Source organism: Bacillus sp. NP247 (assembly GCF_018966865.1).
In the GTDB taxonomy this organism is placed as follows: domain Bacteria; phylum Bacillota; class Bacilli; order Bacillales; family Bacillaceae_G; genus Bacillus_A.
Map to the genome: position 1 here is coordinate 3,045,187 of NZ_CP076653.1, position 14,535 is coordinate 3,059,721.

The 14,535-nt window shown below is 35.5% G+C and carries 12 protein-coding genes; 5 read left to right on the forward strand and 7 right to left on the reverse strand.

The window, feature by feature from the left end; translation table 11 throughout:
- Positions 1 to 89 precede the first annotated feature (89 nt).
- Together KPL75_RS16050 and KPL75_RS16055 are read left to right on the forward strand one after the other, a co-directional pair.
- Positions 90 to 1,205 carry a M20 peptidase aminoacylase family protein gene (locus KPL75_RS16050; RefSeq protein ID WP_002063595.1) on the forward strand — a complete coding sequence of 372 codons (1,116 nt, stop codon included), beginning with the start codon at positions 90 to 92 and terminating at the stop codon, positions 1,203 to 1,205.
- A gap of 151 nt (positions 1,206 to 1,356) precedes the next feature.
- Positions 1,357 to 1,962 carry an SAM-dependent methyltransferase gene (locus tag KPL75_RS16055; protein ID WP_219916951.1) on the forward strand — a complete coding sequence of 202 codons (606 nt, stop codon included), beginning with the start codon at positions 1,357 to 1,359 and terminating at the stop codon, positions 1,960 to 1,962.
- Positions 1,963 to 1,997: 35 nt separating this feature from the next.
- Here KPL75_RS16055 and ahpF read toward each other — a convergent pair whose 3' ends face one another.
- The 5 genes from ahpF to KPL75_RS16080 all read right to left on the reverse strand — a co-directional run bounded on the left by ahpF (position 1,998) and on the right by KPL75_RS16080 (position 8,995).
- Positions 1,998 to 3,524, reverse strand: coding sequence for an alkyl hydroperoxide reductase subunit F (ahpF, locus tag KPL75_RS16060; RefSeq protein WP_219916952.1), 1,527 nt, complete (start codon positions 3,522 to 3,524; stop codon positions 1,998 to 2,000).
- Positions 3,525 to 3,538: 14 nt separating this feature from the next.
- Positions 3,539 to 4,102, reverse strand: coding sequence for an alkyl hydroperoxide reductase subunit C (ahpC, locus tag KPL75_RS16065; RefSeq protein ID WP_000924420.1), 564 nt, complete (start codon positions 4,100 to 4,102; stop codon positions 3,539 to 3,541).
- A 580-nt stretch (positions 4,103 to 4,682) separates the two neighbouring features.
- The gene (locus KPL75_RS16070) at positions 4,683 to 5,120 is read right to left on the reverse strand and encodes a DUF3978 family protein (RefSeq protein ID WP_219916953.1); all 438 of its coding nucleotides are present in this window, start codon (positions 5,118 to 5,120) and stop codon (positions 4,683 to 4,685) included.
- 171 nt (positions 5,121 to 5,291) lie between these two features.
- On the reverse strand, positions 5,292 to 6,059 hold the full coding sequence (locus KPL75_RS16075; protein WP_219916955.1) for a response regulator: 768 nt from the start codon (positions 6,057 to 6,059) through the stop codon (positions 5,292 to 5,294).
- Positions 6,047 to 8,995: a histidine kinase gene (locus KPL75_RS16080; protein WP_219916956.1), complete on the reverse strand. Its 2,949-nt coding sequence runs from the start codon at positions 8,993 to 8,995 to the stop codon at positions 6,047 to 6,049. The genes KPL75_RS16075 and KPL75_RS16080 overlap by 13 nt, the downstream gene beginning before the upstream one ends.
- A 448-nt stretch (positions 8,996 to 9,443) precedes the next feature.
- Here KPL75_RS16080 and mtnK point away from each other — a divergent pair, with 448 nt between their 5' ends.
- Genes mtnK through KPL75_RS16095 form a run of 3 tightly spaced genes read left to right on the forward strand, consistent with a single transcriptional unit; the run spans position 9,444 to position 12,422 of the window.
- A complete protein-coding gene (gene mtnK / locus KPL75_RS16085) occupies positions 9,444 to 10,673 on the forward strand; it encodes an S-methyl-5-thioribose kinase (RefSeq protein WP_219916957.1) in 1,230 nt (409 codons plus the stop codon).
- Between the two features lie 12 nt (positions 10,674 to 10,685).
- The gene (mtnA, locus tag KPL75_RS16090) at positions 10,686 to 11,729 is read left to right on the forward strand and encodes an S-methyl-5-thioribose-1-phosphate isomerase (RefSeq protein WP_219916958.1); all 1,044 of its coding nucleotides are present in this window, start codon (positions 10,686 to 10,688) and stop codon (positions 11,727 to 11,729) included.
- Positions 11,730 to 11,780: 51 nt separating this feature from the next.
- Positions 11,781 to 12,422 (forward strand): L-fuculose-phosphate aldolase, encoded by a 642-nt coding sequence (locus KPL75_RS16095; protein WP_219916959.1) that lies wholly within the window; start codon positions 11,781 to 11,783, stop codon positions 12,420 to 12,422.
- 41 nt (positions 12,423 to 12,463) lie between these two features.
- Here KPL75_RS16095 and KPL75_RS16100 read toward each other — a convergent pair whose 3' ends face one another.
- Positions 12,464 to 13,471, reverse strand: coding sequence for a FecCD family ABC transporter permease (locus KPL75_RS16100; RefSeq protein WP_219916960.1), 1,008 nt, complete (start codon positions 13,469 to 13,471; stop codon positions 12,464 to 12,466).
- The gene (locus KPL75_RS16105) at positions 13,468 to 14,508 is read right to left on the reverse strand and encodes a FecCD family ABC transporter permease (protein WP_219916961.1); all 1,041 of its coding nucleotides are present in this window, start codon (positions 14,506 to 14,508) and stop codon (positions 13,468 to 13,470) included. The genes KPL75_RS16100 and KPL75_RS16105 overlap by 4 nt, the downstream gene beginning before the upstream one ends.
- Positions 14,509 to 14,535: the final 27 nt, after the last annotated feature.

Genomic DNA, 14,535 nt, shown 5'->3' on the forward strand with positions numbered 1-14,535 from the left:
TTAAAATTCAATATGTTCATAAAAACATCTGTTTTTCATAAGTATAATTAATCTGAATGGTTTGTAATTAGGGGAAGGAGAATGAAGCTTTGAAAACATTAGAACTACAAGAGCGTTTAACTGAAATTTTTCAGCATTTACATGAAAACCCTGAAGTAAGCTGGAAGGAATATGAAACGACAGCTTATATTACTAACTTTCTAAAAGAAGAAGGAATTTCATATAAAATATTTGATGATTGCCCTGGCGTGATTGCTGAAATCGGAAGAGGGAATCCAGTTATCGCGATTCGTGCTGATATGGATGCACTATGGCAAGAAGTAGACGGAGAATTTAAAGCGAATCACTCATGCGGCCACGATGCTCATATGACAATTGTGATGGGCCTTATTTTACAATTGAAAAATATGAGATGGGATAGCGGTACTGTTAGATTTATTTTTCAGCCGGCAGAGGAAAAAGGAAATGGTTCCTTAAAGATGGTAGAGAAGGGCGCCGTGGATGATGCTGATTTCTTATTTGGTGTTCATTTAAGGCCGATTGAAGAACTGCCTTTGAAACAAGCAGCCCCATCTATTCGTCACGGAGCTGCAGCATTTTTAGAAGGGATGATTCATGGAGATGATGCACACGGGGCACGCCCACATCAAGGTATAAATGCAATTGATATCATTTCGATGATCAATATTGGATTGAAAAATATATGGTTACCGCCGCAGACGTCTTATTCTGTTAAGATGACGAGATGCCAAGCTGGTGGTGATAATCTAAATATTATTCCAGGTAACGGGCACTTTAGTTTAGATGTAAGAGCAGAAAATAACATATTGCTAGATGAATTGAAGCGAAAAATAGAGCAAGTAATTCAGTCAGCTGAATCAATGGGATCTAAACTTTCTTATGAGTGGATTGATCTCGCACCAGGAGCTGAAGTGTCAGAAGAAGCTGAGCGTTTCATGCGGAAAGGCATTCTTGAAGTGTACGGGGAAGAGGGATGTACTGGACCACTGTATACGACAGGAAGCGATGATTTCCATTACTATACAGTGAAAAGACCCCATTTAAAAGCTGTCATGCTTGGACTAGGGGCGAACTTACAACCTGGATTACACCATCCGTATATGAAGTTTGATCATAGCTGTATAATGGATGGAGTAGAAATATTGAAACAAACTGTATTGAAAGTATTAGAAGACAGGGGCTAGAAAGCTCCTGTTTTTTTGGTAGGAATTTGTTGTTAAGTCGATATATTCGATTTCGCGATATTATAATTTCACGTACCAATTAATTTGATAAAAATGAGCATTCAGTACGTGGTGTATAATAATAGTAATATTTCTTAATAGGAGCAAACGAATGAACGAACAATATTACGATGCTGTATTAAATATAAAAACTGTCGGCGAGCAAAAAGGATTTAATAAGTCTATGCATTATCACCGTTATGAACCGACGCCATATAGCGGATTAGATGAGTTGTTGAATCAATATGAAATAAGAAGTAGTGATCGAGTTGTAGATTTTGGGTGCGGAAAAGGACGATTAAACTTTTACATGCACCATAAGTGTGGTGCTTCAGCAGTTGGAATTGAAATGAGTGAAGAGTTTTATAAAGAAGCGATAGATAATCGTGATCGTTATGCACGAAAAGTAAGAGACGGTAAAGATAAAATTCAATTTGAGTGTTGTTTAGCGCAAGAATATGAGATTGATCCGCGTGATAATCGGTTTTATTTCTTTAATCCGTTTTCAGTACAAGTGTTTATGAATGTAGTTAATAACATTTTACTTTCGGTAGAAGAAGCGGAGAGAGAAGTGGATATTATTTTATACTATCCTTCTGAGGACTATATTTTCTTCTTAGATAATCAGACTGCGTTTGAGCTGAAGAAAGAAGTTAGATTACCGGATGCTTATGAGAAGAATGGGAATGAGAGATTTTTAGTTTATACGTTAGGATAATAAAAAGCAGGTGCTAAGGCACCTGCTTTTTATTATTAGTTACGGATTAAGTAATCAAATGCGCCTAAAGCTGCATTTGCACCTGAACCCATAGAGATGATGATTTGTTTGTACGGATTATTGGTACAGTCACCTGCACCAAACACTCCTGGTACGTTTGTAGCACCGTGCTTGTCTGTTACGATTTCACCGCGAACGCGTTCAACTGTTTCGCCTAACCAGTCTGTGTTTGGCACAAGACCGATTTGAACGAATACACCTTGTAATTCAACGTGATGAACTTCTTCAGTTTCACGATCGATGTAAGAAATACCGTTTACTTTGTCAGTACCAGTGATTTCTTTCGTTTGAACGTTTTTCAGAACAGTTACGTTAGGTAAGCTGTTAAGACGTTCTTGTAATACAGCATCAGCTTTTAATTCTGGCATGAATTCAAGAACAGTTACGTGCTTAACAATACCTGCTAAGTCGATAGCTGCTTCAATACCAGAGTTACCACCGCCGATAACCGCTACATCTTTTCCGATGAATAATGGACCGTCACAGTGTGGGCAGTATGCTACACCTTTGTTTTTGAACTCAGCTTCACCCGGTACGCCAACATTACGCCAGCGAGCACCTGTTGAAACGATTACGCTCTTACTTTTCAGAATAGCGCCGTTTTCAAGTTCCACTTCAATAAGTTCTTTTTTCTCTAAACGTTTCGCACGTTGTAGATTCATTACATCGATGTCGTATTCTTTTACGTGCTCTTCAAGGCTTGCTACTAGCTTAGGACCTTCAGTGCGTTTTACGCTGATGAAGTTCTCAATACCCATAGTATCCATTACTTGACCACCGAAGCGCTCAGCAACGATACCAGTGCGGATGCCTTTACGTGCTGCATAAATTGCCGCACTTGCACCAGCTGGGCCGCCACCAACAACAAGAACATCGTATGGATCCTTATCAGAAAGCTCTGATGCATCTGGACCGTTACCCATTTTAGCTAAAATTTCTTCAAGTGTCATACGACCGCTTCCGAAAGATTCGCCATTTAGGTAAACAGTTGGTACTGCCATGATGTCTTTGCTTTCTACTTCCTCTTTAAATGCAGCGCCATCAATCATAGTATGTGTAATACCAGAGTTAAGAACGCTCATTACGTTAAGAGCTTGTACAACATCAGGACAGTTGTGACAACTTAGGCTGATATAAGATTCAAAATGATATTCGCCTTGAATGTTTTTAATTTGATCGATTAATTTTTGTTCAACTTTTGGAGCACGTCCACTAACTTGTAGTAAAGCTAACACTAATGAAGTAAATTCGTGTCCTAATGGAATACCAGCGAATACTACACCAGTGTCTTCACCAGGGCGATTTACGCTAAAGCTTGGTGTTCTCTCTAGTTCAACTTTTTCTACTGTAATCTTAGATGACATAGTAGCTAATTCATCTACTAGAGATAACATATCTTTAGATACGTTATCGTCTCCTGCGCTTACTCTAAGTAAAATATCGTTCTCCATTAACTGAAGGTATTGGGATAGTTGTGTTTTTATATCTGCATCTAGTATCATTTTGATCGAACTCCTTAGATTTTGCCTACAAGGTCAAGGCTTGGTTTAAGTGTTGCAGAACCCTCTTGCCATTTAGCTGGACAAACTTCACCTGGGTTGTTACGTACGTATTGAGCTGCTTTAATTTTGTTAACAAGGATGCTTGCGTCACGGCCGATACCGTCAGCATTGATTTCCATAGATTGGATAACGCCGTCTGGATCGATGATGAATGTACCACGAGCAGCAAGACCTTCTTCTTCCATTAAAACGTTGAAGTTTGTAGTAATTGTGCGAGTTGGGTCACCAATCATAATGTATTCGATTTTGCCGATAGTTTCTGAGCTATCATGCCATGCTTTGTGAGTGAAGTGAGTGTCTGTAGATACAGAGTATACTTCAACGCCTAAGTCTTTTAGAGTTGCATATTGGTTTTGTAAGTCTTCAAGTTCAGTTGGACAAACGAATGTGAAGTCTGCTGGGTAGAAACAAACTACGCTCCATTTTCCTTTTAAACTTTCGTCAGTAACTTGGATAAATTCTCCATTATGGTAAGCATTAGCTTTAAACGGTTTTACTTCTGTGCCGATTAATAACATATTAAAATTCCTCCTAAAGGTTGGTTTTGAGCATCGGAAATTAGTTTGCTCATAAAATATATTTTTTAATTAACTATAATAATTCTAATTCGATATTAATTATCATATAGAAGTGGTTATTTTGTCAAGGAGAATGTAGCACTTTATTGTAATTTTAATTAATATTTATTCTCAATTGAGATGATGAAGTAGTTTAGCAGTGATAGAGGTAGAAAATTTAGTTTTAAATGAGTGAGTATAGTCATAGGTGAAGGTGTTTTACTACGTAAATTTTAATTTGAAAGTGAAATGTATAAACGATAATTAAATTTATTAGTGGAAAGATTTCTTAGTAGATTGTGTATTTGAAAAGTAACTTCTTACTTTATTGTACAAAGAATTTTGCAATAAATAAAACAAAATGAATCGGAATCTTTTTGAAAACGTGTTGTTATTTTAAGTGTTCTTTTATTTGACATATATTGAAGCATAAAGTATTTGGTGGAGGAGTAAAGAGGTAAGAAATAATTAAGATTGTTTTGCTCAATTTAAATGTAAAAAAATAATCCATCAAGCGTAAAGGTGCTTGGTGGATTATTTTCTAATTTATTTTCAATGTATGTAGAGCGCTATGTATATTGCTATTCAATGCTTCGAAAAATGCACGTAACTTGGAGTTTAAATGATTATTTTTATGGATAAATAGTCTTTCCATAATTAGTAGTTCACCATTTATACCAAAGCATTGCATTTGTACGGATATATCTTCATTACTTTCGTGAATAGTGGGAAAAACATACTGGAATACTTTGCTTGGAATCATATACTCTTTGATCATGTAATTTTCAGAATCACAATTTGGCGTATGTTTTATATAAATCTTCACATTTTCTTTCGTGACGATAAATTCTAACATTGTGCATTTTATTAGGTTAGGATCGAAATCATTGGATTCTTGTAAATATAAATTAAAATTTGTTCTATCGGAAATGGATTCAATATTTGTAAGTACAATATTTTGGTTATTATAAGTATTCATCTTTTTCTCCTTTAGTATATGTATTAAGAAATTATTTTCATTGATGAGGGAATACTTTAAATAGGGTTTATCTCCATTAATTAATTTATCAAACGTTTCTCTCAAAAATCTCTCAAGATATTCTTTATAAAATGAAAAACCTGTCTCCACATAGAGACAGGTTTTTTAAAGTTATATGCTTTGAAGTTTGTAAGCCCATAAATACCCTTTTGAATCTAATAATAGGTCGTTAGTATTATGCTTTTCTATAAATTGAATTGTTTGGTTAATATGCATTTCATAACCATCAGTTATACGCTCGATTGTGATAGGAACATTTAGTTCACTGAATAGTTGACGTATTCGATAAATAGTATTATATAAATTTGCCAGTGCACGTTTTTCCTCTATGTTAGGCCAAATATCGTCAATAATATGCCATTTTGAAACAGCTTCTTCTTTATGGAGAAGGAAGTAATAAAAAAGCTCTTCAGTAACACGGGTAGGCCATTTTAGCGATTGATGATCTTTTTTTACAAAGGTATTACCGTATAGTTGTACTTGAAGGACGTTTGAATTTCTTTGTTGATTCGAAACGCCATAATATTTTTTTAGGCGGTAATCTAAATCTTTTACAGCAGTAGGTGTCAACGGTTTTAAAATATAATCAAGAGCTTGTACCCGAAAAGCTTCTAAAGCATAGTTTGGGTAAGCTGTAGAGAAAATAACCGGAACATCAATGCCTTCACTTACTAACTTTTGAGCGAGTTCAATTCCTGTCATCTTAGGCATTTCAATGTCTAATAAAATAGCGTCTAATGTGTAAAGAGGAATCATTTTAAGCGCCTCTAATGGTGACTGGAAAGTATCAATAACTTGAAATCCGCCATGTTTTATTAATAAATGATTATGTAAATCTAAAATGGGCTTTTCATCTTCTATTATTACTATTCGCCACACTGCTTTCTCTCCTTTAATGGAATTGTTACATTAATAGTTGTTCCTTTATTTTCAATAGAATAAATCTCTACAGTTCCATTGGAAAACTTTCGAACACGACGTAAAACATTTGAAAATCCAATTCCTTGATTCTTAAGAGTTCCATTTAATAAATTGTGTATAGTTGTTTCTGACATTCCTATACCGTCATCTATTACTTGTATAAATAAAATCTGTTTTATTTGTTTTATATTAATTTGTACATGACCGTTTCCTTCTTTCTCAAATAGGCCGTGGCGTATTGCGTTTTCCACAAATGGTTGTACGAGTAAATTAGGTATATATATTTCATCTAAAGATTGGACGGTATCAACTTCATATGAACAAGAAAGACGTTCGCCAAATCGTGCCTTTTCTATTTCTACATATGCTTGAATGATAGAAAGTTCCTTTTGTAATGTAGAATAATTTGCTTCTTTTCCAGACTCAAAGATATAGCGTAAGTAGGAGCTTAACATCGTTAGGAGATGTGCAGCACGTTCACTATCTGTATAACAGAATGAAATAATATTACTCATTGCATTATATAAGAAGTGTGGTTTGATTTGGGCCTGTAGAAAGGCCATTTCATTTTCGAATGCTTGCAGTATAGCTTCTCTTGTTTGGAAAATAGTCTGCAATCTAGCTAATAGCACTTGTTTTGTACAAGGTTTAACTAAGTAATCGGTTATTCCACTTGCAAATATATTATCTACATGAGTTGGATAATCTTTTGAACTTAACATTAGAATAGGTAATTCTAATATGGATGTTTTTTTGCGTATATGTTTGGCCAACTCAATGCCTCCAATTTCGGGAAGGGTTTCATCTATAATAAGAAGCGAGAAATCTTTAGTTTTCTCTAGCAAGAAAATAGCTTCTTGAGCTGAATGGACAATGTTAATATTGTATTTTTCGGATAGTAAAGATTTTAGTACCTCTGTATGTATGACATCATCATCTACAATTAAAATTTTTGGTTGATGGCTAGTATTTACTTGGGAAACTTCTTTAAAACCATGTTGTTCCTTTAAAATAGTAGGTATTTCTTTATATTCATAAAAAGGAACTTTTATTTTAAATAGAATAGAAGTTTTATAGTATTCAATTTGTAACTGCCCATTCATGCGTTCTAGCAGTTCTTTACTTATTAATAATCCAACTTCAGTATGAGCTTCTTCATACGTAAAATTAGAACTTCTAGTAGCTTTAAAGGTTAAATGAATATTTTCTCCTATATGTTGAGTATCAATAACAATTTTTCCACTTACTGCATAGTAACAACATTCTTCTAAAATACGATAAAGTACTTGTGTTAATCGATCTTCGTCTACTAGTCCATGCAAATTCTTCGGTATGTATTCTTGATACATAATGTTTTTTCTTGAGAGGGGTAGTTCCATTAATTTATAAACGTGATTCACAACCATTTTTATATTTGTTGATTTTCCTACAAAAGAATAATCATGAAATTTAATTTTTGTGAAATCCTGTAAATCATTAGTAAGATATAGTAAACGTTCCGTAAGTTGTTCCAGTAGATGTAACTCATTAGAATGCTTTTCTTTTTTATCATTAGATTTTACAGATTTAATCAAATTAATTGCATGGTATAAAGGATTTTTTAATTCTTGGGTCGTTACTTTTAAAAAAGAATCTTTTGTTAAATGAATAGCTTCTAATTTTTTCGATAAGTGCTCAGCTTCTTCGGTACGATTAATAAAACGTGTGCCTAAAAAGACATTCATCATAATAATGAAACCTATTAGTCCAAAGCGATTAAATATATTACGACCTGATGCAAAAAGTTGTTCTAGTGTGCCGCTAAAGAGAAACATGAATAGAGTAAGTAACATAAGGATAAAAATTAAAATTTCATTTTTATTAATAATCCACTTTTTTTGTATGATTAGCTGAGTCATTCTTAGGATAATCCACAACAACATTATATTCATATAAAAAAAGAATAGTGTTTGTAGATTAGATAGAGATCGAGCTGGAAATAAGATTATGCTTACACTATAAATAAAGAAAGGCGAAAATAATAAAAGCATTTGTTTTTTATTTATAATAGTAGGCATAGTTTTTGAAATAAACAATGGTAATAAAATTGCACTAAAAAATGTAATAGAGTCTTGTAATCGAAAATAAATTTCAAAAGGGATATTAGGAACAGCGCGAAGTAATATACGCTCCCCACGTGTCATAACAATTAGTGCAAGGCTTAGGAAATAACAACCACTATAAAAAAAGCCATCATCTTTTTTACGTAGCAAGAAGATAGTGAGATGAAAAATACTAAAAACTAATAATATGGAAACTGCTGTCCATTCAATATTTGTATCTTCCGCTACGTCTTCTCGCATCGCTTTAGCATCACCGAAATCGATTGGGAAAATTATACCTCCCCGTACATTATAAAAATTTGAAACTTGAATTGTTATGAGTAGCTCTTTTGTTTTCGGTGTTAAATAAATTTCATATGATGGGTTTTCAGGTTTTGTATTTTCTTTTGATTTTCCGATCTGGCCTACTTCAGAAACTTTTTCGTCGTTTACATAAATAGTATGGGCTGACCAAATATTTCGAATTCGAAAACCAACTTCAGAAAAATGCTTAGGTAGCAAGATCTTTAATTGATAAGCACCATATTGTGCTTTGGATTCCCACTGTCCTGGTACGAGTTGGTTTGGAGCTTGGTCTTGAAATTCGTTTGAATTTACAAATTCATTTGGGGTGAATTTCCATTCGCCTGCTAAAGATAATATTTTCGCATTTGAAGGAAGATCACTTAAATTAAGCGTACCATTTTGTGCACGTTTTTGAATGAGATTTGTATCACTATCTCGAAAGTTAATATTTATAATTAAAAGCATCATCACAGTGATGAGAAGCCAACCAATGGCTTGTTTCCACATGGGGTAATCACCTCTTCTTCAATAATATATAATAAAATTCTTAGTATTTAAATTTTATATTTTAGATATATGAATTTAATGTGTCAATGTGTTATGAAATTCGTAATTTTTAACACTTATCCCGCAATTTATGTACAATAAGATTCCCACATCGAAGTTCGAATGGAAAATAAAGAAGTTAGGGCGGAGCCGGCTGACTGTAGAGGCACAATTGGTGCGAGTTAATAATCAATAGGGATAGACAAACCCTCGATTGATTAAAGTTTTCCTTTAGTTATAGAGAATAAACTAGGGAAATGGAAGCATTGACCCCCATCTTTAACGAGCTATAATAAAATCTAGATACATCTTTCAAAAAGAAGACATTAGTTGTAGGATAAAAAATTTCACCCTATTATTTTTTTTATAGTCTTCAGAAAACGCTTACAATTAGTGTGGAGGGGAAGCCATGTCTAAGTTCACGAAGTATTTTTTAATGGAAGCTAAAGATGTGATGACATATGTGCAAGAGAAGCTATCTAAGTTCGAACACGCAAAGGGGTTAAAGTGTAAAGAAATAGGAGATGGCAATTTAAATTATGTGTTCCGTGTTTGGGATGAAAAAGAGAATATTTCTGTCATTGTAAAGCAAGCTGGGGATACAGCGCGTATTTCAGATGAGTTTAAGTTGTCGACGAATCGTATTCGTATTGAATCTGATGTTTTGCAGTTAGAGGAGGAGTTAGCATCGGGGCTTGTTCCAAAGGTTTATTTGTTTGATAGTGTGATGAATTGTTGTGTGATGGAATATTTATCAGATCACACAATATTGCGTACAGCACTCATGAATCATCAAATATTTCCAAGTCTTGCTGACGATTTAACTACCTTTATGGTAAATACTCTTCTATTAACATCAGATGTTGTAATGAATCATAAAGAGAAGAAGGAACTCGTGAAAAATTATATAAATCCTGAGTTATGCGAGATTACAGAGGACCTCGTATATTCTGAGCCATTCACAAATCATAATAAACGCAACGAATTGTTTCAATTAAATGAAGGTTGGATTAGAGAGAATATATATAGCGATAAGGAACTTCGTATGGAAGTAGCAAAGCTTAAATTTGCGTTTATGACGAATGCACAAGCTTTACTCCATGGTGATTTACATACTGGTTCTGTTTTTGTAAAAAGTGATTCTACAAAGGTTATTGATCCTGAGTTTGCCTTTTACGGACCTATGGGATATGACGTTGGGAATGTAATGGCGAATTTAATATTTGCTTGGGTGAATGCAGATGAGACTATGCCGCCTGGAGCTGAGAAAGATACATATATGGATTGGCTACAATCTACAATGGTAGATGTAATTGATTTATTTAAGAAGAAATTTTTAGATGCTTGGGATATTCATGTGACAGAGATTATGGCGAAGGAAGAAGGCTTTAATCGTGTTTATTTACAATCTGTATTAGAGGATACAGCGGCAGTGACGGGTCTTGAATTAATTCGTCGTATTGTTGGGCTAGCAAAGGTAAAGGATATTACTTGTATTGAGAATGAGGAAGCACACGCGAGAGCGGAACGAATTTGCCTTCAGGCAGCGAAGAAATTTATTTTGCAGGCGAAACAATATAAAACAGGTGCAAGCTTTATAGAAACGCTAAAAGAACAATTTGTGCAGAATGTGAAGTAAGGGGAAAAGATGATGGCAGAGCAATTAATACCAATTCAATGGAAAGATGATGCTTTAGTGTTGTTGGATCAAACGGTATTGCCGAACGAAGTAGTCTATGAATCTTTTAAAACGGCTGAGGGTGTTTGGGATGCGATTCAAGTAATGAAAGTACGGGGAGCGCCGGCAATAGGTGTTTCAGCAGCCTATGGTGTGTATTTAGGGGTAAAGGAAGTTGCTGAAAGTTCGGCGGAAGAATTCATAGAGGAAGTAAAAAAAGTATGTGCATATTTAGCAACATCAAGACCGACGGCAGTAAATTTATTTTGGGCACTTGAAAGAATGGAAAGTGTAGCGAAAGAGAATGCTCACTTATCAATTGCGCAGTTGAAAGATAGATTATTAGAAGAAGCAAAAGAGATTCATAGAGAAGATGAAGAAATTAACCGTCAAATTGGAGAGCACGCATTAACATTATTCCATGATGGCATGGGAGTATTAACGCATTGTAATGCAGGGGCGTTAGCAACGACGAAGTACGGTACTGCGACAGCTCCAATGTACTTAGCGAAAGAAAAAGGATGGGACTTAAAAATCTATTCGGATGAAACACGCCCTAGATTACAAGGTTCAACGTTAACAGCATTAGAACTACAGCGAGCGGGAATCGATGTAACGGTCATTACAGATAATATGGCAGCAATGGTCATGTCACAAGGGAAGATTGATGCGGTAATCGTTGGCTGTGACCGAGTAGCAGCAAACGGTGATGTAGCAAATAAAATTGGAACATTAGGTGTATCTATTTTAGCTAAATACTACAACATTCCATTTTATGTAGCAGCACCAACACCAACAATTGATTTAAAAACACCGACAGGAAAAGAAATTCCGATTGAGGAAAGAGATGGTTCTGAAGTGATCAATCGTTTCGGACAATATTCGGCTCCGAAAGAAAGTAAAGTATATAATCCAGCATTTGATGTTACGCCACATGAAAATGTAACAGCGATTATTACAGAAAAAGGAATTGTGAAAGCACCGTTTACGGAGAATTTAAAAAAGCTATTTCAATAAGTAGATAGATAAAAAGCAGTCATCATAAGCTTCATACTTAGGGGGATGTATATGTTATTACAAAAAGAAAGAGAAGAAGTTGTAGCGTACGGAAAGAAAATGATTTCTAGCGGTTTAACAAAGGGGACCGGGGGAAATATTAGTATTTTCAATCGTGAACAAGGCCTAGTTGCAATTAGCCCAAGTGGTTTAGAGTATTATGAAACAAAGCCTGAAGATGTAGTTATATTAAACTTAGATGGTGAAGTAGTAGAAGGAGAAAGAAAGCCATCAAGTGAATTAGATATGCATCTTATTTACTATAGAAATCGTGAAGATATAAACGCGCTTGTACACACACATTCTCCTTATGCGAAGACGATCGCATCATTAGGATGGGAGCTTCCTGCTGTGTCATATTTAATTGCTTTTGCAGGTCCGAATGTTCGCTGTGCGCCGTATGAAACATTTGGTACGAAGCAATTAGCAGAGGCTGCTTTTGAAGGGATGGTTGATCGTCGTGCTGTATTACTTGCAAATCACGGTTTAATTGCGGGTGCAAATAATATAAAAATGGCGTTTACTATTGCAGAAGAGATTGAGTTTTGCGCCCAAATTTATTATCAAACGAAAAGTGTCGGGGAACCGAAGCTGTTGCCAGAAGATGAGATGGAGCATTTGGCGAAGAAGTTTGAAGGCTATGGGCAGCAGTAGAATGAAAAAACACCCTCAAGATTTCACTCTTGAGGGTGTTTCTATACCTTCTTAAGCAATAAATACATAAAGTAAGGAGCACCAATTAAAGCGACGACAATACCTGCTGGAATACCGCTAGGTTCGACGATGTTTCGTCCAATTGTGTCTGCTAATAGTAATAACCATCCGCCAATTAAAAGGGCGATAGGCATGAATATTTGATGCCTTGGACCTACTAAAGATTTTGCGATATGAGGAGCCATAAGTCCGATAAAGCTAATTCCTCCTGTTACGGAAACAGCTGCAGCAGCAAGTGCAACGGCTGCGATTAATAAGTATCTTCGTTCTTTTTCAATTTCAATTCCAACACCGATTGCTACTGGCTCGTTTAATGCTAGTATATTTAATCGATGTGCTTTATAGAAGACAAATGGGATTAATACGATTAGCCAAGGAAGCATTGCTAAAACAAATGTCCAGTCATCTCCCCAAATGTTTCCGGCAATCCATTTGGCGATAAAGTCCACTTTCATACGATCAGCGGATGAAATAAGGACAATCATTATTCCAGATAGTGCAAATGAAAAACCGATGCCGGTTAATGTTAATCGTATTGGCTGAAGGCCGGTGGATTTACTATATGAAAATACGTAAATTAGAACAGCTGTTAGAAACGCACCGATAAATCCAACAACTGGTAGTAGGTAAAGGAATGAACCTACGTCTATCGGGAAGTATAGAAAGAAAACAGAAACTGCAACACCAGCACCAGCGTTAATGCCGAGAATACCAGGTTCAGCTAAATCGTTTCGGGTAATACCTTGTAATATAGCACCTGATAAAGCGAGAGCCATACCAGCTAATAATGTAATGACGATTCTAGGTAGCCTTAAAGAATATAAAACGAATTCTTCTTTAAATGTACCTTGTCCCATAAGTGTTGGGATTAATCTGTCATAGGAGAGGGCGGCAGAACCGAGTCCCATTCCAATTACAATTGTTGTGATGGTAAGTATAAGTAATGCAAGTATGATAAGGCGTTGTTTCTTTAAAATAGATTGCATCATGAGAAAGTTCTTCCTCCTTTACGTACAATGAATAGGAAGAATGGTAATCCTACAATAGCGACAATTGCCGCGACGGGTGTTTCGTACGGAGCGTTAATAGTACGCCCGATTGTATCTGCAAGTAACATAAAGGAAGCACCAGCGATAGCTGACATCGGTATAACGAAACGGTAGTCTGGTCCAACGATAGGACGAACCATATGAGGCACCATTAAGCCGATAAATGCCATATTTCCGACAAGCGCTACAGAAGCACCAGCAAGCAAGATAATAATGATAAATAAAATTGTTTTAATGACGATAATTTTTTGACCGAGTCCAACGGCAACTTCTTCACTGAAACTAAGGACTGTTAATTTCTTTGCAAGTAAAATAGTGATAAATATACTTATTGAAATAACCGGAATAATAATTTTTAATTGGCTCCAACTCGTTCCAATTACGCCCCCAGCCGTCCACATTGATACATCTTGTGAAATTTTAAAGTAAATGCCAACACCTTCTGAGATTGCAAGTAGAAATGCTGAAACAGCAGCACCAGCTAATACAATTCGAAGAGGGGAAAGTCCGCCCTTTTTCACCATGCCAATTCCAAATACCATAATAGCGCCAATTGCAGCGCCGATAAAGCAAGCTAGTGTTAAGTAAAGGTAGCTTATAGAAGGATTGAAAGCAAGTGTTAGTGCAAGTGCAGCATTTGCGCCGCCAGTTAGGCCAAGCAATCCTGGATCAGCAAGAGGGTTTCGCGTTAATCCTTGCATAATTGCACCAGAAACAGCGAGTCCAGCTCCTACAAAAATAGCAGCAACTTCACGTGGTAAACGTATTTCACGAAGGATGGATAGCTTATCCCCTTTAGCAGAGGAAGTAAGTGCTAACCATACATCTTTTATAGAAGTATCCGCAGCACCTAACACCATTGCAAACATAAAAATAAGAAAGAATGCAATGATACTCAAAATTAATTTGTATGTAAAAGCATTGGAACGTAGGTTGTCTTGCTCTTTTTTCATTCGTTTCACATCTTTTCTTTTCATAGAATAAAGGAAGAGGAATTCTTAAAT

Excerpts from the sequence above, each read along its gene's own strand:
- KPL75_RS16055 (WP_219916951.1), top strand. The coding sequence starts at position 1,357 with ATGAACGAACAATATTACGATGCTGTATTAAATATAAAAACTGTCGGC.
- ahpF (WP_219916952.1), bottom strand. The coding sequence starts at position 3,524 with ATGATACTAGATGCAGATATAAAAACACAACTATCCCAATACCTTCAG.
- ahpC (WP_000924420.1), bottom strand. The coding sequence starts at position 4,102 with ATGTTATTAATCGGCACAGAAGTAAAACCGTTTAAAGCTAATGCTTAC.
- KPL75_RS16070 (WP_219916953.1), bottom strand. The coding sequence starts at position 5,120 with ATGAATACTTATAATAACCAAAATATTGTACTTACAAATATTGAATCC.
- KPL75_RS16080 (WP_219916956.1), bottom strand. The coding sequence starts at position 8,995 with ATGTGGAAACAAGCCATTGGTTGGCTTCTCATCACTGTGATGATGCTT.
- mtnK (WP_219916957.1), top strand. The coding sequence starts at position 9,444 with ATGTCTAAGTTCACGAAGTATTTTTTAATGGAAGCTAAAGATGTGATG.
- mtnA (WP_219916958.1), top strand. The coding sequence starts at position 10,686 with ATGGCAGAGCAATTAATACCAATTCAATGGAAAGATGATGCTTTAGTG.
- KPL75_RS16095 (WP_219916959.1), top strand. The coding sequence starts at position 11,781 with ATGTTATTACAAAAAGAAAGAGAAGAAGTTGTAGCGTACGGAAAGAAA.
- KPL75_RS16100 (WP_219916960.1), bottom strand. The coding sequence starts at position 13,471 with ATGATGCAATCTATTTTAAAGAAACAACGCCTTATCATACTTGCATTA.
- KPL75_RS16105 (WP_219916961.1), bottom strand. The coding sequence starts at position 14,508 with ATGAAAAGAAAAGATGTGAAACGAATGAAAAAAGAGCAAGACAACCTA.